The 25,111-nt window shown below is 66.9% G+C and carries 18 protein-coding genes and 2 pseudogenes; 11 read left to right on the top strand and 9 right to left on the bottom strand.

Annotated elements, in window-relative coordinates:
- Positions 1–92: 92 nt before the first annotated feature.
- Positions 93–1,001 carry a TPM domain-containing protein gene (locus tag ACNQS7_RS30795; RefSeq protein ID WP_418015530.1) on the bottom strand — a complete coding sequence of 303 codons (909 nt, stop codon included), beginning with the start codon at positions 999–1,001 and terminating at the stop codon, positions 93–95.
- A gap of 105 nt (positions 1,002–1,106) precedes the next feature.
- Here ACNQS7_RS30795 and ACNQS7_RS30790 point away from each other — a divergent pair, with 105 nt between their 5' ends.
- On the top strand, positions 1,107–1,376 hold the full coding sequence (locus ACNQS7_RS30790; protein ID WP_055581925.1) for a DUF4242 domain-containing protein: 270 nt from the start codon (positions 1,107–1,109) through the stop codon (positions 1,374–1,376).
- A gap of 3 nt (positions 1,377–1,379) precedes the next feature.
- Here ACNQS7_RS30790 and ACNQS7_RS30785 read toward each other — a convergent pair whose 3' ends face one another.
- Positions 1,380–4,283: an ATP-binding protein gene (locus ACNQS7_RS30785; protein WP_418015529.1), complete on the bottom strand. Its 2,904-nt coding sequence runs from the start codon at positions 4,281–4,283 to the stop codon at positions 1,380–1,382.
- Positions 4,284–4,438: 155 nt separating this feature from the next.
- On the opposite strand from ACNQS7_RS30785, the gene ACNQS7_RS30780 reads away from it, so the two are divergent.
- Positions 4,439–5,812: an FAD-binding oxidoreductase gene (locus ACNQS7_RS30780; protein WP_418015528.1), complete on the top strand. Its 1,374-nt coding sequence runs from the start codon at positions 4,439–4,441 to the stop codon at positions 5,810–5,812.
- A gap of 101 nt (positions 5,813–5,913) precedes the next feature.
- Positions 5,914–6,648, top strand: coding sequence for a methanethiol S-methyltransferase (gene mddA / locus ACNQS7_RS30775; RefSeq protein WP_418015527.1), 735 nt, complete (start codon positions 5,914–5,916; stop codon positions 6,646–6,648).
- A gap of 4 nt (positions 6,649–6,652) precedes the next feature.
- Here mddA and ACNQS7_RS30770 read toward each other — a convergent pair whose 3' ends face one another.
- On the bottom strand, positions 6,653–7,222 hold the full coding sequence (locus ACNQS7_RS30770; protein ID WP_418015526.1) for a DUF2599 domain-containing protein: 570 nt from the start codon (positions 7,220–7,222) through the stop codon (positions 6,653–6,655).
- Between the two features lie 146 nt (positions 7,223–7,368).
- Between ACNQS7_RS30770 and ACNQS7_RS30765 the strand changes: the two genes are divergently transcribed.
- Positions 7,369–8,040: an AraC family transcriptional regulator gene (locus ACNQS7_RS30765; protein ID WP_418015525.1), complete on the top strand. Its 672-nt coding sequence runs from the start codon at positions 7,369–7,371 to the stop codon at positions 8,038–8,040.
- Here the strand turns inward: ACNQS7_RS30765 and ACNQS7_RS30760 are convergent.
- On the bottom strand, positions 8,019–8,414 hold the full coding sequence (locus ACNQS7_RS30760; protein ID WP_418015524.1) for a VOC family protein: 396 nt from the start codon (positions 8,412–8,414) through the stop codon (positions 8,019–8,021). The genes ACNQS7_RS30765 and ACNQS7_RS30760 overlap by 22 nt on opposite strands.
- A 78-nt stretch (positions 8,415–8,492) precedes the next feature.
- On the opposite strand from ACNQS7_RS30760, the gene ACNQS7_RS30755 reads away from it, so the two are divergent.
- The 5 genes from ACNQS7_RS30755 to ACNQS7_RS30735 all read left to right on the top strand — a co-directional run bounded on the left by ACNQS7_RS30755 (position 8,493) and on the right by ACNQS7_RS30735 (position 14,342).
- On the top strand, positions 8,493–8,981 hold the full coding sequence (locus tag ACNQS7_RS30755) for a glutathione peroxidase (protein ID WP_418015523.1): 489 nt from the start codon (positions 8,493–8,495) through the stop codon (positions 8,979–8,981).
- Positions 8,982–9,039: 58 nt separating this feature from the next.
- A complete protein-coding gene (locus ACNQS7_RS30750) occupies positions 9,040–9,969 on the top strand; it encodes a DUF389 domain-containing protein (RefSeq protein WP_418015522.1) in 930 nt (309 codons plus the stop codon).
- A gap of 477 nt (positions 9,970–10,446) precedes the next feature.
- A complete protein-coding gene (locus tag ACNQS7_RS30745) occupies positions 10,447–11,106 on the top strand; it encodes a hypothetical protein (protein ID WP_310768139.1) in 660 nt (219 codons plus the stop codon).
- Positions 11,107–11,177: 71 nt separating this feature from the next.
- Positions 11,178–12,284, top strand: a complete 1,107-nt coding sequence (locus tag ACNQS7_RS30740; RefSeq protein ID WP_418015521.1) for a TolB family protein — start codon at positions 11,178–11,180, stop codon at positions 12,282–12,284.
- Positions 12,285–13,124: 840 nt separating this feature from the next.
- On the top strand, positions 13,125–14,342 hold the full coding sequence (locus tag ACNQS7_RS30735; protein ID WP_418015520.1) for an N-acetylmuramoyl-L-alanine amidase: 1,218 nt from the start codon (positions 13,125–13,127) through the stop codon (positions 14,340–14,342).
- A gap of 13 nt (positions 14,343–14,355) precedes the next feature.
- Here ACNQS7_RS30735 and ACNQS7_RS30730 read toward each other — a convergent pair whose 3' ends face one another.
- Positions 14,356–17,103 carry a glycosyl hydrolase 2 galactose-binding domain-containing protein gene (locus tag ACNQS7_RS30730; protein ID WP_418015519.1) on the bottom strand — a complete coding sequence of 916 codons (2,748 nt, stop codon included), beginning with the start codon at positions 17,101–17,103 and terminating at the stop codon, positions 14,356–14,358.
- Positions 17,104–17,259: 156 nt separating this feature from the next.
- Between ACNQS7_RS30730 and ACNQS7_RS30725 the strand changes: the two genes are divergently transcribed.
- Positions 17,260–18,105 (top strand): CDP-diacylglycerol diphosphatase, encoded by an 846-nt coding sequence (locus ACNQS7_RS30725; RefSeq protein ID WP_418015518.1) that lies wholly within the window; start codon positions 17,260–17,262, stop codon positions 18,103–18,105.
- 93 nt (positions 18,106–18,198) lie between these two features.
- On the opposite strand, the gene ACNQS7_RS30720 is transcribed toward ACNQS7_RS30725, so the two are convergent.
- From ACNQS7_RS30720 to ACNQS7_RS30710, 3 genes and pseudogenes are all read right to left on the bottom strand, one after another.
- Complete coding sequence (locus ACNQS7_RS30720) at positions 18,199–19,284, bottom strand: hypothetical protein (RefSeq protein ID WP_418016214.1); 1,086 nt, start codon at positions 19,282–19,284, stop codon at positions 18,199–18,201.
- Positions 19,285–19,287: 3 nt separating this feature from the next.
- Positions 19,288–19,380 (bottom strand): annotated as a pseudogene (locus ACNQS7_RS30715) (PE family protein); the annotation flags it as partial.
- 1,062 nt (positions 19,381–20,442) lie between these two features.
- A pseudogene (locus ACNQS7_RS30710) lies at positions 20,443–20,955 on the bottom strand (PE family protein); the annotation flags it as partial.
- Positions 20,956–21,423: 468 nt separating this feature from the next.
- Here ACNQS7_RS30710 and ACNQS7_RS30705 point away from each other — a divergent pair.
- Positions 21,424–22,662, top strand: a complete 1,239-nt coding sequence (locus ACNQS7_RS30705) for a DUF222 domain-containing protein (RefSeq protein ID WP_418015517.1) — start codon at positions 21,424–21,426, stop codon at positions 22,660–22,662.
- Positions 22,663–22,941: 279 nt separating this feature from the next.
- On the opposite strand, the gene ACNQS7_RS30700 is transcribed toward ACNQS7_RS30705, so the two are convergent.
- On the bottom strand, positions 22,942–24,876 hold the full coding sequence (locus ACNQS7_RS30700; RefSeq protein WP_418015516.1) for a glycoside hydrolase family 64 protein: 1,935 nt from the start codon (positions 24,874–24,876) through the stop codon (positions 22,942–22,944).
- Positions 24,877–25,111 lie beyond the last annotated feature (235 nt).

Genomic DNA, 25,111 nt, shown 5'->3' with positions numbered 1-25,111 from the left:
GGGGTAGGGCCGTCTCGCTTGAGGCTACGGTAAGCGGTCACGCTGCGCGCCTCGGTGGCGCGCCGGCGGGGGTGCGGCGGCCCCGCCGCTCTCTACCGGGATGCGGAGCCGCGGGGTCCACGGGTCCGGTGCGCAGCCAGCACATCGGAGTTGGCCAGCGTCTGCGCCTGGGCGGCCAGAATCGATGCCTGGTTGGCATGGGCAACCGCTTCGCGCTCGTTGGTTGCCGCCTTGGCGTGCGCCGTGGCCAGGTGCCGTTTCGCATCTTCGAACCGCGCCTTGGCGTCGGCCCCGATGTGCTGACGGTGTTTGGCGGCGTAATCGGAGATCTGACGCAATCGGGCGTCCGCGGTCGACAGCGCCGGACCCGCCGAATTGACGGGTCCCTCGATGTTCACTTGACCACTGCCGGCTTCGATCCCCCGCCCGGCACGCCGCCGGCGATGCCTGCGGTAGAGCAGGAGAAGCAGCACCACCAGCACGACCACGCCGACGCCGACGGCAACCAGCGGCCAGATCCGTTTCGGCGGAGCCTGGGATGAGGTCACCGTGTTGTTCAGCCCATCGGCCGCGGCGACCGCGGCGCCGCTCCAGTTCTTGGCGCTCACCGCGGGCCCGATCTGCGTGTTCTGCAGACTGCTCAACTCGCCTGCCGCGACCCCCGGCGCGCTGAACACGTACAGCTTGGTGTTGGTCGCCACGGCCAGCAACGCGTCATTGCCGCCCATACCGGTCGCCTCGCGGGTCCGGTCGGCCCAGTTTTCCGGTTTGAATCGGGAAAAATTGTCGACGTAGACCACCCACAGTTGAATGTGCTTGTCGCGGTAAAGCCGATCGAGAGCCGAACTGACCGCCGCCCGATCGGAATTCGTCAGCGCTCCGGTGGTGTCGGTGATGTGATCGGTGAGCTTGGACGGCGGCTGCGCGCCCGAGGGGGTCGCCAGCAGCAAGCTCGCCGCGAGGACCGACAGGACCACTCCGAACAGGCGAACAATGCGCATGCGGGTAATGTAGCCCGCCGCGAGCGGCTATCTTGAGAAAGCACGGCTTCGGTTTCATCGGAGCCGTGGCGGGGGGTTCGACCGCCATGCGCGAAGGAGACCGCAATGCCGATATTCATGGTCGAACGAAATTACGCCGAAGAGCTGGAGCCCAGCCTGGTACCGGCCGACGGGATCGCGCGGATCAACGACCAGGAGGGCGTTCGCTGGCTGTACTCCTTTCTGTCGGCCGACAAGCGCAAGACGTACTGCCTCTACGAGGCACCGACGCCCGAGGCGATCAGGTCCGCGGCGGTGCGGGCCGGCCTTCCGGCGGATGTGATCGTCGAAGTCTCGGGCCGGGTCCTACCGACCGGAGGAATGGCTGAGATCTGATCGCTATCCCAGCAATTCGTGATCGGCGGCGTACATGGCGGCCTGCGTGCGGTTGGCGGCGCCTGTCTTGAGCAGGATGCTGCGCACATGGTTGGCGGCCGTGTTCGAGCTGATGTAGAGACGTTCACCGATCGCCCGGTTGCTCAGTCCCTCGGCCAGCAGCCGCAACACCTCGACTTCTCGCTCCGTCAGGCCGTCCGGCCCGTTGGCGGTCATCACTGGGTCCAGGAGGTTCAAGACGCGAGTCTGGCCGATCGGCGCGGCGACGGCGCGAGCCTCCCCGGCCCACTGCAGGGCCCGCTCGGTACTGCCGAGCGCGAGCGCGAACAGAGCCCGTCTGGCGAGCGTCTCAGCGACGTGCACCACCGAGCCCATCCGCCGGTCCATCTCCAGGGCCGAGGTGAAATATGCTTCGGCAGTGTCGGTTTCGCCATTGAGAGCCGCGATGCGGGCCAGGTAGCGGTCCGCGCTCCCGAACAACGCGACGAACTGGCCCGCCATGACATTCTTGCCTTCGTAGCGTGTGACGAACGGGCGCAGCGCATAAACCGCTTCCCGGTTGCCCAGCGCCAGCGCCGCTTCCAGCATGAAGATCAGTTCCATCGGCCACCGCGCCGCCTCGGTCCGCTCCCCGAGGTTGCGGCCGAGTAGCTGATTCAGGGCGCGGTTCATGCCGCGCTCGCAGTCCAATTCGGTATAGAGCGCCAGCAGCCCGGGCAACCAGCGGCCAGCGAAAGTCTCACTGCCGTCTACGAATGCGCTGAATCTCCTGAGGGCACCGGTCTCGCGCCGGATCATGAACATCTGGACTCCGTAAGAGCCTTCCGTGGTGTCGCTGCCGAGCAGTCCCCCGGTGCGCACGGCGATCTCCGCCCATCGCTCGGCGTCCTCGAAATCGCCACGCAGGTAGGCCATCCCGCCCTGGGCGCAGGCGCCGACGAAGCTGAAGAAGGGTTGCCCGGAGGTCAGGCCGGCGCGCTCCATGTCCCCCGTGGCCGCCGAAAGGTCGTCCGGCCGTCCCGCTTGATAACTGGCCAGCGCCCGGAAGTGTGACGCAGAGCCCAGGGCCTCGTAGTCCCGCCGGGCGAGCGCCACCCGCGACAGCTCGGTGGACCGATCCAGTTGGTGCTCACACATATCCGGCGTCAGACCGTGCCACAGACTTGTCTCCAGAGCATGCACGAGCACCGCCGGGTCTTCGCCCGCCCGCGCCCGGTCGATGGCCAGGCCGCTGACGTCCCTGGCACGCGCCGTCTCACCGGCGAACGCCAGTGCCCGGCCGAAACTGCCCAGCGCCCGCACATAACGCGAGTCAGCGGCGTCCAGACCGCACGTCTCCAGGGCCGCGGCCAGCAGGTCGGCGGCCTTCGAATCTGCCAGCCCGGGACGCCAATTGGCGTCTTCGTAGCCGATGGCCGCCTGCAGGCGCACCAGCGGGTCATCGGAAGCACTGATGTCCTCGTACATGCCGCGAGCTCGCGCGAAGTCCCCGGCGCGAACGTGATTCGCAGCGGAACGGAGCTGCATCCCGGCCCGCTCCGCGCGGCTGAGCTCTGGTAGCGATGCGGCCCGCTCGTACCAAGACGCCGCGTCCTCATAGGCCAGGCTGTGCTCGGCGATCCGGGCCGCCTCCTGCGCGTACCGCAGGGCCTGTTCGTGGTAACCGAGCACGTGGGCCAACAGATAATGATTGGCCAGGCGCGGGATGACCGAGGGATCGGCCCGCCCCTCCAGGGCCTTCGCCGCTCGGGCATGCAGTATTCGCAGCCGCGACGCCGGCATCCTGGCGACCACGGCCTCTCGGGTCAGCGCATGCACGAATGAGAAGTCGACGTCGGATCCCTGCACCGCCCTGATCAGGCCGACGCCCTCGGCCGAATCGACAGCTGCCAGCGTCACCGCCAGATCGGCCTCGCTGCCGGCGATGAGCGCGGGCAGGTCGAACGTCTCACCGAGCACCGCGGCCTGTTCGACGATCTCCCGCACACTGGCTCCCAGACCGGCCAGCCGGCCGGCGATGGCGTCACCGATCGAGCTGGGAACGGATCGGTGCGAGCTCAGTGCGGCCACCCCGCCGCGCCGCTCCAGATCTTTGCACAATTCGGTCAGAAAGAACGGGTTGCCACCGGTTTTGTCGCGCAACAGAGCCGCCGCGGTCCGCAGCTCCGAGCGGGCCAATCGCTGGGTGCTGCAGACGAATTCAGCGATCGCGTCGGTGTCGAGGCCGTCCAGGTCCAGTCGTCGCACGCCGTCGAAGCGGTGCATTTCGGCCATCCGGTTGACCAGTTCGTCGGAGCGGTCCGGTGCTGTGGTGCGAAACGTCGCCACCACCAGCATGCGAACGTCGGCGCAGCCGGCCAGCACATGCTCCAACATCGCCAGCGTCGGGAGCTGCGCCCAGTGCAGGTCTTCGAGCACCAGCGCGATCGGGCGGTCTCTGGTCAACCGGCGAAGGAATCCGGTCAGCGCATCGAGCAGCACCCGCCGGCCGGTGCCTGCATGTTCGGCGACGGCCGTGTTCGCACTGTGCCGCTGCACATGAGACGACAACCGGCTCAGCTGCGGTCCCGCCTCGGCCAGCGTTTCGGCTAATGCTCCGGGAGGATTTGACGACAGCAGCCGATCGAGCGCCTCAACGAACGGTTCGTACGGAACGCCGGCATCGGCGGTGCAACTGCCCATCAGGACCGCGACTCCGTGATCGGCCAGGGATCCGGCTATGGCGGCGACCAGACGTGACTTGCCTGCACCCGGTTCCCCGCCCACGAAAATCGCCTGGCGGTCACCCTTTTCGACCAACTCCCAGGCCTGCTCCAGCGCGGCCAGTTCACCGGCGCGGCCCACGAAAGACCCACGGCGACGTACGACGACTTCGGCCGGAAGCGGTGGCGGCACCCACTGCGCCATCTGCCCAAGGTAACGGCACCGCGGTCGCCCCGTCGATAGTCAGATATGACCATTGCTGGACGGCAAACGAAATGCTTCGTTGTGGTCATGACGGGTGGCGCCGGCGCGACGTAGCGTCACCGCATCGATTCCAGAATTCGCCGGAAGGTGACGATATGTCCACTGCAAGTGCGGTCGGCCAGCCGAATCTGCTGGGCGGGAGCGTGATTCTGCCGCACGACGCGGAGTACGACGATGCCCGCGCTCTGTACAACGCGATGATCGACAGACGGCCCGCGATGATCGCCCGCTGCGCGTCGGTCGACGACGTGACCGCGTCTCTGGCGTTCGCGCGGACGTCGGGCCTGGCCGTCGCGGTGCGCGGGGGCGGTCACAGCGGTCCCGGGTTCGGCACCGTCGACGGCGGCATCGTCATCGACCTGTCGCCGATGGCCCGGATCGACGTGAACGCCGACGCACGCACCGTCCGGGTGCAGGGTGGAGCGACATGGGGCCAGGTGGACTCCGCCACCCATGCTTTCGGGCTGGCCACACCGTCCGGCGTGATCGCCAGCACCGGTGTCGGGGGGCTGACCCTGGGCGGGGGCCATGGCTATCTGTCGCGCAAGTATGGCTTGACCATCGATAATCTGCTGGAAGCCGAGGTGGTGCTGGCCGACGGGCGGGTGGTGATCGCCTCCGAGTCCGATCACCCCGACCTCTTCTGGGCGTTGCGCGGCGGCGGCGGAAACTTCGGCGTGGTCACCTCGTTCACGTTCCGGCTGCATCCCGTCCAGTCGGTCATCTGTGGGCCGACGGCGTGGCCGGGCGCCGCCACCGCCGACATCCTTTCCTGGTTCCGCGACTTCATCCCGGCTCAGGACGAGGACCTGTACGGCTTCTTCGCGACGATGACGGTGCCGCCGGGCGATCCCTTCCCGCCGGAGTTCCACCTGCAGAAGGCGTGCTCCGTCGTGTGGTGCTACACCGGCGATCCTGCGCGAGCCGACGAGGTGTTCGCGCCGGTTCGGCAGATGAAGCCGGCCTTCGACGGCATCGGCGCGGCTCCGTATCCGGCGCTGCAGTCAACCTTCGACGGTCTGTATCCGAAAGGGCTGCAGTGGTATTGGCGTGGTGACTTCTTCCGGACGATCGACGACGGCGCGGTGCGGGCGCACGCCCGGTTTGCTGACCAACTGCCGACGATGCACTCCGCGATGCACCTCTACCCGATCGACGGGGCGGTGCACCGGGTCGGGCAGACCGAGACCGCGTGGTCCTACCGGGACGTGAACTTCTCGCAAGTCATCGTCGGTGTGGACCCCGACCCGGCCAACGGCCCTGCGCTGCGGCGGTTTACGGCCGACTACTGGGAGGCCACCCATCCGTATTCGGCGGGTGGCGCCTACATCAACTTCATGATGGACGAAGGTCAAGAACGCGTCCGCGCCACCTACGGGCCGAACTATCGCCGACTCACCGAGATCAAGGCGGAGTTCGACCCGCAGAACATCTTCCGTATCAACCAGAACATCGTCCCTGCGAGGTGACCGCGACCATGACCAACACACCGAAATACTGTGTCAGCAACGACAATACAGGCACGGGTTGCCCGGTTCTCCACCATGCCGGGACCCCTACTCCGACCGACGTGAGGTTCCTCCGCGTACTCGCATTGCTCTACGGCGGTCTCAATTACCTGGTGTTCTTCGGAGTCTTCCTATATTTGGTGGGTTTCGTTACCGACATCGGGGTACCCCGCAGCGTCGACCGCGCCCTCCACGCGCCGGTCGGACAGGCAGTGCTGATCGACCTCGGCCTGCTGCTGTTGTTCGCAGTGCAACACAGCCTGATGGCCCGGCCCGCCTTCAAGCGGTGGTGGACCCGATTCGTGCCCGCGCCGATCGAACGCAGCACCTATGTGCTGGTGTCCAACGCGACTTTCGTACTGATGTTCTGGCAGTGGCGTTCGATAGACATCACCATCTGGCAGCTGGATTCCGCGCCGGCTCGGACAGCGGTGTATGCGGCCGGTGGACTCGGGTGGCTGATTGCGCTGGCTTCGACGTTCATGATCGACCACTTCGAGCTCTTCGGCATCCGGCAGGTGTTGCACAACCTACTGTCAAAGCCCCACGTGCAGAAGGGCTTCCGCGTCGTGCTGCTCTACCGGCTGGTGCGCCATCCACTGATGCTGGGATTCCTGATCGCGTTCTGGGCCGCACCGACGATGACGGCCGGGCATCTGCTGTTCGCCGCGGCGAACACCGTCTACATCATGATCGCGGTCCGATTAGAAGAGCGCGACCTGGTCCGGGAGCTGGGTGACCAGTACCGCGGCTACCAGGGACGCGTGCCGATGTTGCTCCCGGGCGTACGGCGCTGACGGTTCAGGCGGACTCCTCGGTTCCACCAGGATTGCAGCGTGAAGTGATCATCGCGACCGCGCCTACCGAGGGCCGCCACGGCTCGATGTTCCAGCTGAGCTTGCCCGGTTGGGCGAATTCGGCGAAACGCCAATGGCACGCGAATTGGTCGCGCATTCCCGGCTTGTCGGCGTCCGGTGCAAGTCTGAGCACTTCCCCCCAGGCCTGGTCCGGCCCGACCAGCCGGGTCGACGCCTGCCGCCCGGCGGCCGTCGGGTACACCCGCAGGCTGGCCGTGTCCCCGACCCTGGTCCACTCGACGCGTTCGACGTAGCCCTGACCGGACGCTGCCAGGTCGACGTGCGCCGCCGTCGCCAACGCCCGGACGACGGGCGACGGGGCCGCCTTCGCCAGGGTTCCGAAAACGCCGAAATGCTGTATGCCGGTGAAGCCGCAGAAAGCGATTGTGCTGAGGGCCACCAACATCCAGATGACCACCCCGTCCCGTAGGCCAGTGCCCGACGGTTGCACACGGCGCGGCTCGTCGTAAGGCGCGGCGCGGTGTGACGCGACGGATGCGGTGGCGGCGGTCATGGATCTCTCAGCTGTCGTGTCGGACTTGTCGATGGACAGAGTCTGGACAGCACCGCTTGGAAAGTTCTTGACGCGACGCGGGATCTTACGAGCTCTGCGGCTCCGTGGATGTCATTGATGCGTGCCCGCGATTTAGACTCGGTGAGGTGAGCTACCGCGAGTTGCCGGCGCCCGCACCGCTGCGGGAGCTGGTGGAGTGCACGTGGGTCAGCGACTCGCCACGGCGCGCGAGGGTCCTGCCCGACGGGTGCATGGACCTCATCGAAATGGACGATCGTGTGCTGGTGGCCGGACCTGACACCGCGGCATTCATCAGCGAGCAAAGCTGTGCTGTCGCAAGGGGGATCCGGTTTCGCCCGGGTGCGTTGCCGAGACTGCTGGGAGTCCCGGCCGTCGAAGTGCGCGACGCGCGGGTCGACCTGGAATTGTTGTGCCCCAACGTCGGTGGCGTGCCGCTGATGTCATTGACCGTCCGCCTGCTACAGGATGAGACTTCCCGCGAGACCGCGCCGTGGCAACTCGCCGTGCTGCGCCGTGTCACCGAACGGCTGGGCAACGGAGCCGCAGTGCACTCGGTGGCCGCGGAAATCGGTTGGTCGGCAAGGAATCTGCAGCGACAGTGTGTCGCGGTGTACGGTTACGGCCCGGCGACGCTGCGGCGGATTCTGCGATTCCGCAGGGCAGTACGACTGCTGGACGCGGGGATGTCTGCCGCTGATGCTGCCGTCATGACCGGATATGCCGACCAGTCGCACATGTCGCGGCAGGTGCGTGAGCTGGCCGGCATCAGTGCCAGTCAGCTCGGCAACGGGGCGTAAAGATCGACCGAGATCCCGTCCGGGTCGGCGACCGTTGCATACCGTTGTCCCCAGGGCGCGTCGAAGGGTTCCACGACTGCGGGGTGACCGGCAGCGCTGAGCCGGCTGAACAGCGTGTCGAGCTCGGCGGGCGTGCCAAGCCCGAACGCCAGCGTCGCTCGCCCCGGCGATGTCGGGGCATCCCAGCCCGGATGGAAACTCGCGATCGTCTCCTCGGTGTCCAACAGCAGGCGGTTGCCACCCGGCAGTTCGACTTCGACGTGCGGGGCGTCCGTCTCGGGAATCGCCAGACCGAGTAGGCGATAGAAGTCCAGGGAACGCGCCAGGTCGCGGGCCACGATCCCGACCGCAGCAGAAATGAGTTGGTGGTCCATGGGTGTGACGCTAGATCGCGGCCGCGGCGGCGGTCATGAACAAATCGGACAACCAGCCGCAGTGTTAGCGTCGACGGCGTGACCCTCAAAGACATCGCCCTGACCACCCTCGACGGCAAACCGGTGACGCTGGCTGAATTGTCCGACGGTGCAACGCTGGTCGTGAACGTGGCCTCCAAGTGCGGACTGACTCCCCAGTACGAAGCGCTGGAAAGGCTGGCCGAGGACTACGGCGATCGTGGCCTGACCGTCGTCGGCGTCCCGTGCAACCAGTTCATGGGCCAGGAACCGGGTACGGCCGAAGAGATCCAGACGTTCTGCTCGACGACCTACGGGGTGACGTTCCCGCTGCTCGCGAAGACCGATGTCAACGGCGACGACCGCCACCCCCTCTACGCGGAGCTGACCAAGGCCGTCGACGCCGACGGCAAGGCGGGCGACATTCAGTGGAACTTCGAGAAGTTCCTGGTGGCTCCCGACGGCTCGGTGGTCAACCGGTTCCGTCCCCGGACCGAGCCCGACGCGCCCGAGGTCATCAGCGCCATCGAGGCCGTGCTGCCCCGATAGGCGGAAATTCGTTACGCGGTCCGGATATACCGTCGGGTTTGCCGCTAATGTGCGGTGAATGCTCCATCTGCGGGTGATCGCACCGACCGAGTCCAGCGATTCGGTGCTCGAAGTCCTTCGCCGCGAGGTGGGGGTGACCCACATCGTCGTGCACCGCGACGCCGCGCTGGAACCGCCGGGCGACGAGATCACGGCCGACATCGCACGCGAAAGCGCCAATGACGTCGTCGACGAGCTCAAAGCGCTCGGGCTCAAGCGGCGGGGCGCCATCACCCTCGATGTGGTCGACACGGTGGTGTCCACCGCGGCGTACCGCGCCGAGAACGAGGCCGACGGCGATCCCGCCGACGCGGTCGTCTGGGACGAGTTGGCCGAGAGGTCACGCGAGGAATCCACCCTGAACGCCACCTTCCTGACGTTCCTGACACTGGCCTGTCTCATCGCGGCAGTCGGTGTTGTGACGGATTCGCCGGTGACGGTCGTCGGTGCGATGGTGGTCGGCCCGGAGTTCGGGCCGCTCGCCGCGCTCGCGGTCTCCATCGTGCGGCGCCGCGGTTACCTCGCCCGGCGGGCGGCGCTGGCCCTGGTGGTGGGTTTCCCGGTCGCGATGTTGGTGACGGCGATCGCCGTGTTGGGCGGCGAGACGATCGGCTGGATCAAGCTGGGAACCCTACGGCAGCTCAACCAGGTCGACTTCATCTTTCAGGTCGGACCGCTGTCGTTCGTGGTGGCACTGCTCGCCGGCGCGGCGGGCATGCTTTCCCTGGTTTCCGCGAAATCCGCTGCGCTGGTTGGTGTTTTCATCTCAGTGACCACGGTCCCGGCGGCCGGATTCGCGGTGGTCGCCGCCACCGTGGGCGACTGGCAGGTTGCCGAGCAGTCCGCCATCCAGCTCGGAGTGAACCTTGCGGGGATCGTGCTGGCGGGGGTTCTGGTGCTCTGGGTCCACCTTCAGACCAGTTCCCGGCACCGGGCCAACCGCCGCTGAGGCAGCGCGTCCACTGCGCGACAACGGCTCCCGTGTCGCTATCCCCCCGATTGGTTGGCAATGCAGGACCGGTATGCCGCCATACACTGGGCTACCACGTCGGGCGGCACATATCGCTCCCCGTAGATGCCTATCTGCACACCGGCTGACATACAGGCCTGCTTCTGGCTGTCGCAGCTGGGTGAGGGTGAGTCAGGGGCTGGGAACACGTCAGTCGGGTCGTTTCCCTCCCCCTCGCTCACGCAAGGCGTTGTCTGCGGTTCGGCCGCCGCTGTGCCGGCAACGACAACGCCGGTCGGCCAGAGCAGGATTAATGCAAGCGCCAACCGGGCGACAGTTGTCGAAATCATCGAAGGCTCCTCACGCGAGAATTGCGCAGACCCAGAAGGTAGGCCCGCGGTTTCGCTCGGCGTAGGGCATTAAGCCGCGGGCGTCAGGGTAGAAAGTCCCTGTCGCGGGGACCGCGGGGGGTCGAACATGACCTTCATGCTTCGCGCGACGTTTGTTGCTGCCGGCATCGGGCTGGCCGCCTTCGGCGCGGCTCCACGGGCCGGCGCGGATCCGTTGGCCGATCTGATGAGGATGCTGCCGTCCGGTTACAGCAGCAGCTCCTGCAAACCTGCCAGTTCACCGGGCGCACTGGCCGCCGTGGAGTGCCGTGACAATTCGGTGCCCGGTGGCCCGACGTTTGCGACCTATTCGCTGTTCCGCGATTACACGGGAATGTATGACGCCTTCACCCAGAGCCTGAAAAATCCCCCGTGGATTGCCACCCCATGCCCCGGCAAGCAGTCGTCGGAACCCACTGCCGTGCTGGGATCGGACGGCAAACAGGCGGGGTTCTTCGCTTGCGCGCACGGCGAAGGCGCCGACTGGCAGCCCAGGGACGGAGCCCTGGCGTGGACGCGTAACGCCGAGCACTTCCTCGGCGTGGCATACGTCAGGTATGAAGGTCAGCTGTATCCGGCCGGCCTGTTCAATTGGGTCAGAGGGCCACAGATCGAAAGCGACTGCGCCGCCGCCGGCGGCAGGTACACGGCATGGCACGGTGACGCCGAAATCTACTATTCGAACTGCTGCTTCAAAGACCACTGCGACGACTACGTCGACGGGACCTACCAGGGACGATCGCAATGAAGCCAGACCGCCTGCACCCCGGGTACCGCGGATGCCGCGTTGGTGCCAGCGCACGCTGGATCGCCGCGATAATGGCGGCGCTGGCCATTGCCGGTTGCACCTCGTCCCCCAAAACTCCGCCGAAACCCGTGGCGCCGAGCCTTTCGCGCGGCCCGCAGAGCGCGCTCTTTTACTCCAAGGCCGGTTCGCTCTACGTCAGCGACCCCGTAGGTACGCCGGGCCGCAAGCTCACCGATGGACCGGCCGATACCGAGCCAGCACCATCACCTGACCTCGCGCATGTCGCATACATCCGCAAGGCGGATTCCGCCGACTATGGCGGTGAGCTATGGCTTCTCGATCTTTCGCCGACGCATACACCCGTTGGCGCCCCGCGACGACTTGTCGACCCGGCTGCTCTTCCACCGAAATTCAGTGACCCGGAATTCAGCGACGCGCAGAGGCGAGTCGTGCGCCCCCGCTGGTCCCCCACCGGGAACCGCATCGCCTTCCTCGAGGCCGGCGAAGGGGGCGGCCTGCTGCTGGTCGCGGACGCCCAGAACGGGCAGACCGTACCGCACCGACAGCGGATGTTTGCCGACGACAACTATGCGTGGGCTCCTGACGGCCAGCACATCGCCTGGACGGGCGGACGCAGTGACGTGTCCCCCGTCGACGTCAACGTACTGACGGTCGGTGATACCTCGACGCCCGTCCTGCGGGCCACCAACGCGTTCTCCGTGACGTACGACGTTGCGGGTCAGTCGATCTGGTTCGCAAATGGCAACGCAACCGGTGAAATGTTCGAAGGGATCCCGTTCGCATTCCGCGACGGCGGCATCTACTCCATCGCCTCCCCCGGCGGAGCGGGCGCGAATCCGCCGGGGGCGCCGACATCACTCATCAAGGGGCAGGCGTTGTACGGAGATGTTGCGGCGCTTTCCTCCGGCGCCGCGGCGTTCACGCAAACGAGTGCCGACGGATCGTCCAAGAGCATCCAGGTGCTGGATGCCCACGCGTCGATGGCCCGCACGATCGTCGGGAACGTGGCGGCCGATAGCCCCGGCCCCGTCTGGGGACCGGGGGACCTCCTCGCCTACGTCGATTCCGGGAAACACTTGGTGGTGACGGACGTGGACAACCGCGCACCCAAGCAGATCGAAACGAGTGTGGACGCCTTCGGGTGGCCGCCCCGATGAGCATTCGTTGCGGCCACCCTCGATTGCGAGGGTGGCCGGGAACTTCCGGCAAACCTGCGAAGGGTGTTGTGGTGCAGGTTAATCAGTGATGGTTCGCCGGCAGCGGTGTCGATGACGACTCGTGTCCAAGGCGCTCTCTATCCCAGGTGCGTGAGCTCTAAATGCTGGGTTACGCGCGGCAACCCTTTGTCTGATCCGCACACGGGCCTGGAGATGCCAGATTCGTTCTTGCCTGAAAGGGTGTTCGGATCCCATGTTGCGTAGCTGGCGTACGCGCCGGGAACCGCCGTGCCCGAGGGACAGAATGCGTCAGAGTGCCAGGCAAGTGTCCATTGCCCGTTGAACAACCGCGCCTCCCCGAAGCCTGGGCCGCCCGGCGTGTTGGCTACCGATGCGCATCCCGCACCGCAGGGGGTGAAGTACCAGTCGCTTGTGGTGGTCTCACCGGATGCCGAGGTCACCGTCGAGACGTAGTGGCCGCTCATCGTCGGATTAGCCGAGGCGATACCGGCCGACCCGGCAGCCAACCACCCGGCGCACACAGCGACAGAGACAATGCGTCGTGAAAAGGTCATGATCGGGTGTCCTCTCTGAGAGCCGCAGCGCTTACCCCATAACTTTGCTATAGCACAAAGACCGGGGATTTGGCCCTTCCGCTTTCCCGGGGACTGCGCACCGTGGTCGGCCGGCCGTTCAGCGCAACCGAAGGTCTGATAACGAAACTGCTCACTCCTCCGGCCTGAAGTCCTGTCGGCAGTGCCGCGAATCCACTGCGCTCAAAGGACTTCCGCTGCGGCGGGTCGCATGACTGTTATGCGCGGCGCGAGTTACCTTGTTGCCGTGCCGGATCGGTGCGGGTGCTCCGCGAAACCCGCTGTCTCACGTCGTGACGTACTCAGATACGTTGCGGCCGCGCCGATCGCGCTGGGTCTGGGTACCCTGGTATCCGCACTCGCACAACCTGCGACGGCGGCGGCGGACCCGGTGCTGGTTGCCGCGGTCGAAGTCCCCGGGCAGCCGCCCAATATCATCAGCCGCGCGCAGTGGGGCGCCGAGGAGTCGCTGCGGACCCGGCCACCGGTGTATGACAACGGAATCAAGGCAGGCGTCGTGCACCACACCGCCACCGTGAATGACTACGCACCACAGGATTCCGCGGCGATCGTGCGCTCGATCTACGCGTACCACACGCGCACCCTGGGTTGGTCGGACATCGCTTACAACGCACTGGTCGACAAGTACGGTCAGGTCTTCGAGGGGCGATTCGGCGGGATGGCCAGGCCGGTTCAGGGCACCCACACCGGCGGGTTCAATCGCAATACCTGGGCGGTGTGCATGATCGGCGAGTTCGATGCGATGGGTCCCACGCCCGTTCAGGTGCGGACCGTCGGCCGATTGCTCGGGTGGCGACTCGCCTTGGATGGCATCGATCCCCAAGGCAGCACCACGTTGACGTCGGACGGGGGACCCTACACCCGAGTCCCCCGCGCCACCGCCCTGAGCCTGCCGAGCATTTTCGCCCACCGCGACGTCAGCGACACCGATTGCCCCGGCAAAATCGGCTACGTCTTGATGGGTCAGATTCGCGACGTCGCCGCGCAGTTCACCAGGCGCCCCAGCCCGTCGGACCTGGCGCAGTCACTGGAAGGGAGTGCCATCTACGACCGGTGGCAGACCATGGGCGGCATGAACAGCGCACTGGGCGCACCGAAGTCACCGGAATCGCAAGGGGCGGGAAGCGCGCGGTACGTCATCTTCCAGAAGGGGGCCATGTACTGGTCCCCGGTCACCGGAGCCCAGCCCGTCACCGGCTCCATCTACGCCGCGTGGGGCGCTCTGGGCTACGAACACAGCGCGCTGGGGCTGCCGACCAGCGCCGAAATCCAGGAACCCGAGTGGACCGCGCAGAACTTCCAACACGGCACCCTGAACGTCGACCGTCGGAGCCGCACCGTCTCGAGCGTGATCGATGGTGTCGCCGCTCTGGTGCCGCCGCCGTCGGCAGACGGGCCGCCTGTGCAGCTTGAGCGATTTTCCCTGGCGCGCAGCCGGGTTTGACCACGCGGCGGCCCTATGACACGGCGACGGTGATCGGCGCCGTGTTCTGTCCAGTCACCCGCACCCAGTTCGCCGATGAACCCCGCCCCGGGACGGATGCCCGGATCTCGACCGTCTCCCCCGGAAACACCGTCACGTAATTGTCGTCGTACTCGATCGGCAGGATCTCGTCGCCGTCGAGCGATGACAAGACCTCGGCACGTTCGAAGAAGGCTACGTTCGGCGTGGGGTTGTGCAGCCGAATGGACACGCTCTGATCGGTCGACCGCGCCGCGATATCGAGCGGCACGCGCGGCAGGTAGTTCAAAGCTGTCATGTCCGCCCAGCTCGCCTGGATCGAGTCGAACGCGCGGTCATTGTCCGGATCCCCCACGTCGTCCGGCTGTTGGGATTGCCAATAGACGTTGTCGGCAACGACCTCACCGGAATCCCGGGTCAACTGACACCGAACGAAGAAGACGGGCGAATTGGTGAGCCCACGGGGTAGCGTCATGGCTTCCGCGGCGCCGCCCGCAGACACGTTGGTGCGCTGCGAAATTCGATCGGTCTGCAGTGTTCCCTGCAGGTCGTAGACACGGACGCGGACGCGCAGGTCGTCTTCGTCGTGTCGAGTCTGGTTGACGACCCTGATGCGAGCGGGGCTGCCGTAGCCGCCGGCGTACGAATCGAATACGGCGGAGAGAGGGCGTAGCCCCTTCTTGGCGCCGAAGTAGGCACCGCCCGGGCGCAGGTAGTAATCGAAGAGCTGGCCGAAGAAGGACGGCCAGTGACTGTTCAGCATCCAGTAGATGGTCATCTTGTGGCGGTCCCATCCCGTGGCCGCGAACGACTCGAATTGCGCACGGGCAGATTCGTATTGGGCCATCTGGGCTTTGGCGGCGAACACTTCGGCACTGTCGGATGGGCCGTAGCGCAGACCGATCGACCGCTGCGCGCTGAGCAACGCGGCGTTCTTGGGCTGGGCACCGGCGTGGAAGTACCAGGTGTCGTTGATCGGCCACAGCTTGTCGGGCGGGATAAATTTTCTCAGGCTGGCGAATGGCGGGATCTGTTCATTGCTGCCCTGTTCGGCGGATGAGCCCCAAGTGGCACCGTAGCGTCCGCTGAACCAGAAGGTAGGCGGTCGCCACGTGTACGGTCCCGCCATGTCGATGCCATCCCATTGCGCATTGCCGTCGCCGTCGCGCGCCTGAATGGCGGCGGTATCGACAGTGGCGTTCTGCCAATGCAACTCATCGAGTATCGACCGGTATCGGGCGCGGATGTCGGGCGGCGGCAAGCCGTCGCTGCCGTTCGCCCAAATGAACGCCGATGCGTGGGATTCGAAGGACTGGACCTGTGAGCGCAGGCTCGCCATCGCCACACGGTCGTCTTCGGGATCCCACTGCTCCCATTTCTCCCACTGGTTGCAGCACATCCAGCCGGCCATCAGCGGGATACCGAGCTCGTCGGCCTTTTCCGCGAGGTGTTCGCTGGCGATTTTGCCCTCGAGCCGCAACATGTTCAAACCCAGATCCTTTGCGTATTGCAGGATCACGGTCTCCCGGTCCGGGTCGTACCGGAACAGCAGATCGGGTGTGTACGCGGCGCCGCGCACCGGAAAGTTCTCGCCGTTGACCTGCAGATAAAAGTCTCCACCGTCGCCCGAGAACCCTTCGTCGCGATGTTGGGTAACGGTGCGTATGCCGAAACGGAATTCTTTGACATCGCTTGGCCGATTGTCGATCCGGAATTCCAAGCGAACGTCGTGCAGAGTGGGCCGCCCCATCGTGTACGGCCACCACAGGTCCGGATGTTGCAGGTTCAACTGCGCGAACTGATCTGGCGTGAGGGTGATTCGGCGATTCTCTCCGGGCCCGAGGGTGACGGCCTGTTCGACGTGCACGGTGGATCTGTCAGGGCGGGTGATCGTGGCCCGGAGGATGCCGCGCTCCCGCTGTGTGTGGTAGTTGTGGATCTCGGTGTGGATCGTCAGCCGCGCATTGTCGGTGCGGGGCAGCGGAAGTTCCGAATTGACCGTCGCAGCACCGATTCCCACATCGCCGACCGATCGCAGGTACACCGGCTTCCAGATGCCGGCATTGCGGTCGGCAACGAATGATGTTCCGCGCCGGTCGGGGTCGCCATCGGGCGCAGGGAGGCCGAGGTAGTCCCAGTTGATCCAGTCGTTCCAACTGTCCGCCAGCTCAACACCGTCGACGTCCTGAAGAGCACGCTCAGGTGTCACCTTGACCGCCAGAACATTTGTCTGTCCAGGCCGAAGCCACGGCGTCACGTCCAGCTCATGCGCCACGTACATACCGACGACTTGCGTGCGGTCGGCCACCAGGTGTCCGTTCAACCAGACTTCGCCGCGGTAGTTGATGCCTGGGAACCCCAACACGTAGGTCGTTCGGCCCTGTGGTGCGGTGAACTCGGTTCGGTACCACCAATCCTGCCGATAGAGATCGGGCGGCACGTGGTCTCGAAGGTTCTTGCCGGTGTACAGATCTCGGTAGACGCCGTTCTCCCGCAGTATCTCCAAGACGGTGGCCGGCATACGCGCGACTTTGTACCAGGCGGTGGCGTCGTAGTCGGTCACTGACAAGGCGCCGCCGGTCATCGAGGTCGTCGTCGCGGGAGACAGCGTCCAATTGTTCGAGAGCTCAAGACGGTCCGGTGCGGCGGACAGAGCATGAGTCGCGACAGGCGAGTACGCCGCCGCACACAATGACAGCGAGGAAAGCGCCAGCACGAAGAAGATCTTGACGGCGACCTTCATTTCTCGGCTCCTCGACACGTGTGTTCGGCTCATCATGCCGTCGACCGTCAGGCGACGCCAACAGAGCGGGGCGACGGCGGGAGGGCCGGTAGACGCCGACGAAAGTTATATTGCTGGTTCAGCAAGTCTTCTGATTCTGGTCAAGGAGCGGTCACCATGGGGGATTCAACGGTCAGCGGCATCGGCAAGAGATGTACGGGTCTTGCTTCAGGCTTGTTCGGGGTGGTTGTCGTCATCACTGCATGCCTCTTGGGCGTCGGTCTCCCGCCCGCTGGGACGTCATCGTGGACGGCTCTTGCCGACCCGGGTTTCCACCCGCCTGACAACTGCGGATCCCCAAACGACAGTGGACCCAGACTCGAACTCTGGAAGTCCGTCAAAGACCACTATCCCCCGCCGGCCAACCCGGCGCCCAACATCTTCGTCAACGATTCATGGGCACTGAAGGACGGCGGACAGGGCAAACACGACCTACTGGCGATACCGAGGGCCCGCGTCACCGGTGTCGAATGCCCGGAGATCTGGGGCCCGAAGGCCTTCAACCTCTGGAAGCCCGCCTGGGATGAGGCGGTCAAGCGATTCCAGGGCGTTGACATCATGTTGGGAATCAACTCTTTCCACGGCCGCAAGCAGGATCAGTTGCACATCCATCTCACCGGCCTTCAGCACCAGGCCAGGAACGACCTGAACGGCCTCAAGGGGATTCCGACGGACCTGTCGAAGTGGAACACGAGCCTGTATGTCGTGATGGGCCATGTGTACCGAATCGTGCGGGTCAACGACCTCGACACGAACGTCTTCAAACTGGTCAAGGACAACATCTCTCAAAACGATATGTTCCAGCAGTCCATCGCGGTTGTCTCCGCGGCACCGAACAAGGGTTTCTACATCCTGAGCACCCAGGGCAAACCCGATGCCGGGGAACCCGAGCACAATCCTGAACTGCGGATCGGCAAAGACTTCGGCACCGAGGCGATCGACGGCCTCATCTGGCGGGGCTGACAAGGCGGAACAGCTAAGAGCTTGTGTCCGAGGGGTTTTCGGATCCCGCTGAGCTTGCCGGTGTGCGTCACCTCGGGTCGCCATCGAAGGCGGCTACGCCTTGCCGTTGTTTCCGTTGTTGCCGAGCAGCAGCCCGCCGGTACCGCCGGTGCCGGCCGTACCACCGGCTTTGCCGGCATTGCCACCGTTGCCGCCGTCGCCGATGAGCACGGCGTTGCCACCGTTTCCACCCTTGCCCGCGGTGGTGGCGCCGAATCCGCCGGCCCCACCGTCACCGCCGCTGCCGGTTGCGCCGGATTTGCCCCCGTTTCCGCCTGCGCCGCCGGTGCCGTTGCCGTTGGCGTTGGCGCCGGACCCGCCGGCCCCGCCGGCGCCGCCCGAGCCGGACAGCAGGCCGGCATTGCCGCCCGCGCCCCCGGCGCCGCCCTGCTGGGTGGTGCTTCCGCCCGCGCCACCGTGGCCGCCGTTGCCGCCCGCGCCGCCTGAGCCGAACAGGAGGCCGGCATTGCCGCCGGTTCCGCCGGCCCCTCCGGTCTGGGTGCCGGCCCCGCCGCTGCCGCCGGCGCCACCGGCGCCGAAGGACAGTGCGCCGGCGTTGCCCCCGGCGCCCCCGGCACCGCCGGTGCCGCCGCCGTACCCCCCGGAGCCACCGGTGCCGCCGGCCCCGAACAGCCCGCCTGTCCCGCCGGCCCCACCGTTGCCGGCGAGCCCCCCGGCCCCGCCGGTTCCGCCATCCCCGAACACCAGACCCTGACCGCCGGCCCCGCCCACGGCTCCGGGCCCGCCGGACCCGCCGACTCCGCCGTTGCTGAACAGGCCGCCGCTACCGCCGGCACCGCCCACACCGGTGGCCCCGGGTCCCGCGCCGTGCCCGCCGGTACCGGCGGCGCCCGAGAAGAAGCCGGCGTTGCCGCCGCGTCCCCCTGCCCCACCCTTGCCGGCGTTGATGGCCTGACCGCCGTCACCCCCGGTGCCGCCGGCGCCGTTGAGCAGAGCTGAGCCGCCGGCACCGCCGGCGCCGCCAATCCCGCCGGCTCCGTTGGCGATGCCACCCGCGCCGCCGGTGCCACCGGTGCCGAACAAGATGCCTCCTGCCCCGCCGGCTCCACCGGCGCCGCCGGCACCGCCGGCAGCGGTGTTGGTCGCGCCGTGCGCGCCGTTGCCGCCGTTGCCGAACAGCCAGCCGCCGTCCCCGCCGGCCGCTCCGGTTCCCGGAGTTCCGTTGGCGCCGTTGCCGATCAGCGGCCGTCCGGTCACGGCCTGGACGGGCTGGTTGACGATGTTGAGCGCATCTTGTTGCAGGACATGCAACGGATTGGTGCTCAGGGGCGCGTTGAAGCCATCGGCGCCCAACAGCAGCCCGCTGATGCCACCGAGGCCGGCTTTGCCCGCGGTCACCCCGCCGGTGCCGCCGCTGCCGGCGTTGCCGCCGTTACCGATGAGCACACCGTTGCCCCCGGCCCCGCCGTTGCCGCCGGTGGTCACACCGGCCCCGCCGTTGCCGCCGTTGCCACCATTGCCGAACACTCCGGACTTGCCGCCGGCCCCGCCGGTCCCGCCGGTGGTGACGGCGGCCCCGCCGCTGCCGCCGGTACCGCCGGAGCCGATCAGTTGGCCGGCATTGCCACCGGTGCCACCGGTGCCTCCGGTGGTGCGGCCAAGGCCACCGGCACCGCCCGCGCCGCCGTTGCCGGTGAGCAGGCCGGCGTTCCCACCGGCCCCGCCGGCCCCGCCGGCCGTCTGGCCGTTGTTGAGCCCTTCCCCGCCGGCGCCGCCGGCGCCGCCGTCGCCGAAGCCGAACATGCCGGCGTTGCCGCCTGTTCCACCGGCCCCGCCGGTGCTGCCCAGGCTCGAGCCGCCGCTTCCGCCGGTGCCTCCGGCACCGAACATTCCGCCGGCACCGCCGGCACCCCCGGCACCCCCGGTCGTCCCGGCGGTCGTGGACGTACCGGTTCCGCCGGCACCGCCCGTACCGCCGGTGCCGAAGGTTCCCCCGTCTCCGCCGGCGCCACCGGCGCCGCCCGACGCGCCGGCCCCCCCGGCCCCACCGACCCCGCCGTCGGTGAACAGCCCGCCGCTGCCACCGGCGCCCCCTGCCCCGCCGGTGGCGTTGCCGAAGGTGAATCCGCCCGCGCCGCCGGTCCCGGCAGCCCCGAAGAGCAGACCCGCGTTGCCGCCGCGTCCGCCGGCCCCGCCGCCCGCGCCTCCGGCGTCGGTAGAGGAACCTCCCACCCCGCCGGCGCCACCCGCGCCGACGAGCATGGCGTTGCCTCCCGATCCGGCGGCCCCGCCGGCTTTGCCCGCGGTTGTGGCGGTACCACCGGCCCCGCCGGCCCCGCCACTTCCGAACAGTCCCGCCGCGCCGCCGGCGCCACCCTTGCCCCCGTCAGCGCCGGCGGTCGAGGTTCCCGACCCGCCGGCACCGCCGTTGCCGATCAGCCATCCGCCGGCACCGCCGTCTTGTCCCGTCCCCGGCGCCCCGTTGGCACCATTGCCGATCAGCGGGCGCCCGGTCTGTGCCACGAATTGCGCATTCACCACATCGAGCAGGCTCTGTAAAGGTTGTGCCGCAGCGGATTCCGCCATCGCGTAGGAGTTTGCGCTCCCGGTCAACGCCTGAACGAACTGTTGATGAAACGTCGCCGCCTGCGCGCTCACGCTCTGATACCCCTGGCCCAGCGTCCCGAAGAGTTCGGCGATGGCGACCGAGACCTCATCCTCGGCGGCAGCCAGCAGACCCGTCGTATGCACCGTCGCCGCAGCGTTAGCCGAATGGAGCGCGGAGCCGATACCGGCCAAATCTGTTGCAGCCGTGTCTATCAACTCCGGCAGCGCGATGACGTAGGACATTTTGACACCTTCCTGCGAGTCACGACCGAACGGCCCTGACGGGTGGTTTGATCGCCAGACCGCTGTCGATCTGGTGAGCTTTTGAAAGGACTTGGTGTTACAGCGGTGCCGGGCTCGGCTCCCTCAACCGCTGTCCGTGATGCCGCAGAAGCTCTGCGGCAGTTGACTGGTCACGCCTCGACGCTATGAGGTGAGATCGTGCCCGTCATGACCACAACTAGGCATTTTCCGGACACCCGGCGATAGTCAGATCTGACTAATCAGCCAGCTGACCGCCACAAGTTTTGCCCGCTGACCGTCGTAATGAGTTGTCACATAACGTTTCATAGGCTGATTGTTCGCCGGGGACGGGTGTCGGATCATGGGGCAGATGCCTCAAACTCGGATCCCGGAGCGCTGCCGGCCTCGGACTTGCCCCGCCGATTTACGCCGAGACTAGATGTCAGACCCTGCTGGGAGGATGGGGTTATGTCGGTGACCTACCCGGTGGCCTCTTACGAGCAGCCTGCTGTTAAGCGTTTGGAGGTGTTGTTCGAGGAATTGGCGGAGTTGGCGGGTCAGCGCAACGCGATCGACGGGCGGATCGTGGAGATCGTCGCGGAGATGGATCGCGACGGGTTGTGTGGGTCCACCGGGGCGCGCTCGGTGGCCGCGGTGGTGGCCTGGAAGCTGGGATGCTCTCCGGGGAACGCGCAGACGATCACGACGGTGGCTGGCCGGCTGGGGGAGTTTCCGCGGTGTGCGTCCCAGTTGCGCGAAGGACGGTTGTCGCTGGATCAGGTCGGGGTGATCGCCGCCCGCGCCGGGGACGGATCCGATGCCCATTACGAGCAGCTGGCCAGTGTCGCCACGGTCAGCCAGCTGCGCACCGCGATCAAGGGCGAGCCGCGCCCGAAACCGGATCGGCGCCCGCCCCCGGCGATCACCAAGACCAGCACCGAAGACTCCACGTGCTGGCGGATCACCCTGGCGCCCCCCGAAGCGGCGAAATTCGAGGCCGCACTGGCCGCCCATCGCGAGGCCCTGATCACCCAGTGGAAACACGACCGCCCCGAGGTTGCTTCGGAGTCCGCGCCGCCGATGCCCGACACCATGGATGCGTTTCTGCGGCTGGTCGAGGCCGGCTGGGACGCCGAGGCCACCGCCCGCCCACACGCCGCGCACACCACGGTGGTGGTGCACCTCGACGTCGACGCGCACGCCGCCGAGCTGCACCTGGGCCCGCTGCTCAGTGAGGGCGACCGCCACTACCTGACGTGCGATGCCACCTGCGAAGTCTGGTTCGAACGCGACGGCCAGCCCATTGGCGCCGGCCGCACGACCCGCACGATCAACCGGCGGCTGCGCCGCGCCCTGGAACACCGCCACCCCTGCTGCGCGGTGCCCGGCTGCGGGGCCACCCGCGGCCTGCACGCCCACCACATCCGGCACTGGGAACACGGCGGCCCCACCGAACTGATCAACCTGATCCTGCTGTGCCCCTATCACCACCGCCTACACCACCGAGGCGAGATCACCATCTCCGGGGACGCCGACCACCTCACCATCACCGACCGCGACGGCGACATCCTGCTCCCCGGCTCCCTGGCCCGACCACCCACCAGCCCCCCACCCGACGTCGCCCCCTACCCCGGGCCCACCGGCGAACGCGCCCAATGGAAGTGGTACACCCCCTTCCAACCCCAACCACCACCCACCACCAACTAGCTTGATTGGCGGCCGCGCGCTGGAACCCAATTCAGATCGGGGACCTGGTTCGGGCTAAGCATCACGGGCCGGCGAGGTCGTCGCTGTCTAGTGCCGCTGCGTTATACGGTGTCCGCTGCGATGCGCTCCCACTCGTCTGTTGAAATCCGCTGTGTCACAACAGAATCAGTCACACCGCGCTGAACCAACGGCGTTCAGAGTACGGCGGGCCGCCGCGTCCGCACGAGTAAACATCAGTACGGTGACGACGGCTGGCCGCCGCCCTGGAGACGCGGCGGGCTAGTTGAGGACGAATGAAAGACGGGTGGGCGGCTGAGAGTTGGCGAGGATCAGCACCGAACTCTGGTTGTTCACGTCGTCGAAGGGGAAGCCGTAGGCGAGGTTGTTGATGCTGTTGGCGTGGAAGAACTGGGCCCAGTTGTTCCACCGCCCCCCAGTCGGATAGTAGGCGGCGACGTTGGCCCACTGATCCGGCGAAATCGCCACGCCGCGGTTGAACGCCGCGTTGAGTTCGGCGAGGAACGCACCCTGCTGCTCGGTGCCGACGAATGGGCCGTTGGACGCGAAAACTTGTGCCGTCGTCGGCTTTACCATCGTGTACGTCGAGGCGGCTTTACCGTCGGGCGTAACGGTGTAGTGGAAGAGGCCGCTGCCGTCGATGTTTCCCGTCACCGTGTAGCCGGGGCCGTCGTAAACAAACTGGTGGGTTTGATAATTCGACCAGAAGTCGTTGATCGGTTGGTCGAGCCAGCTGACCAGGCCGCCGGGCGTGGCGGTCCGTGGGGTCAGAATCCGCAGCGGGTCGCCGGAGCCGTCGTGAAGCACCAGAGCCTGGAACTCAGCCGGGACCGAGGTCGCGTACTGCGCGAACACCTGGTCTCGCGTCAGGGTGATGCCGCGGGTTCCGCTAAACCCGGTCGAGTCCTGCCCCAGCGTGTAGGAGAACGGCAACCCGAACTGGTCCACCTGCGTGGTGTTACCCCCGAAGGCGACCGCACCGTACTTGTAGGTCATCTCGTACCAGTCGTAGACCGTGTTGTAGTTCGGATCGGACGGGTTCGCGGGGTCGAGACCCGCCCAGCCCGAGTTGTCCGCGGCGATCCCGATATAGAGCGGGTTCTTCATCGACACAAAGATCCGGCCGCCCTGGAATTCCGAAGGTATGGCGAGGTTGCCTGTCTGGTCGAGGGTGAACGACATGTTGGCGTAATTCACCCCGTTGTACGTGAGATGACCAGGAGCGTTGGCCGCGCTGGAATCGATGTGGTGTGCCATGCCGTTCTGGTCGACCCACGACCACTGACCGGGCGTCGTCTGGCCGAGCAGGGTCAGGTAGATCTCGCTGTTGCTCAAGCCCGTGTTGTTGATGAAAGGACCCACACGAAATCCGCCAGGGAGGCCGTTGGCTCCGTTGAGACCCGCTTGACCGGGGCTGCCCAAAAATCCGCCCGCGCCTCCGGCGCCGCCAAGGCCGCCGGTGCCCCCGGGACCGCCGGCGCCGAAGTTTCCCGCGGCGTCGGCCGGGCCTCCGATCCCACCGGTGCCGCCGACTCCGCCCGCACCGCCGGTGCCGCCAGTGCCGAAGAACAGCCCGCCGTGACCGCCGACCCCGCCCGCGCCGCCAGTACCGCCGGCGCCGCCCTGCTGTCCCGCAACGCTGGTCGTGGTGCCGGTGCTCCCAACGCCGCCGGCGCCACCGGTGCCGCCCCGACCGAACAAGCCTGCCGCACCCCCGGCACCCCCGGTTTGCCCGGCTGCCCCTGAACCGCCGTCGCCTCCGTTACCCCACAGGAGTCCACCGGGCCCGCCGGCTTCACCGGTCCCTGCGGCTCCGTTTCGGCCGTTGCCGATCAGCGGCCGCCCCAACAGAATGTTGAAGGGCGCATTGATCACATCCAGGATGCTCTGCTCTATCGACTGCAACGACACCGCACTGGCGGCTTCCGCGGCGGCATAAGCGCCGGCCCCCGAATTGAGGGCTTGCACGAACCGCTGCTGGAAAGTCGCAATTTCCGCGCTGATCGCCTGATAAGCCTGCCCATGCTCGCCCAGCAGGGCCGCGATCCCCGCCGACACCTCATCCGCACCCGCGGCCAGCAGTGTTGTAGTCGAATTCGCCGCTGCGGCATTGGCTTTCGTCACCGACGAGCCGATCACCACCAGATCCGAGGCCGCCGTGACCACCAGCTCCGGCACCGCAGTGACAAACGCCATTCCGCACCTCCAGCAACCGAGTCGACGCAAAATCCTCGAAAGAGCATTACCGGCCAATTGCCCGTAGGTCAACACTGTCGAACACTTTGCGACAAACGCGTGACGGCACCCGCCGTGCGAAGTCTCGTCGGCGGGATTGGACCAGCGGTTTTCGCGAGAGGAATCGCTATTTGTGTCTAACAGTCAGCGGGAATTATCGATCATTCTCGCGCGTGCCGGGCACCGGCACTGGGGT

It is taken from the genome of Mycobacterium sp. 23 (assembly GCF_048287075.1).
Lineage (GTDB): Bacteria > Actinomycetota > Actinomycetes > Mycobacteriales > Mycobacteriaceae > Mycobacterium > Mycobacterium gordonae_B.
Note: the sequence above shows the minus strand (reverse complement) of the source record. Positions and strands in the feature narration are given on the sequence as shown.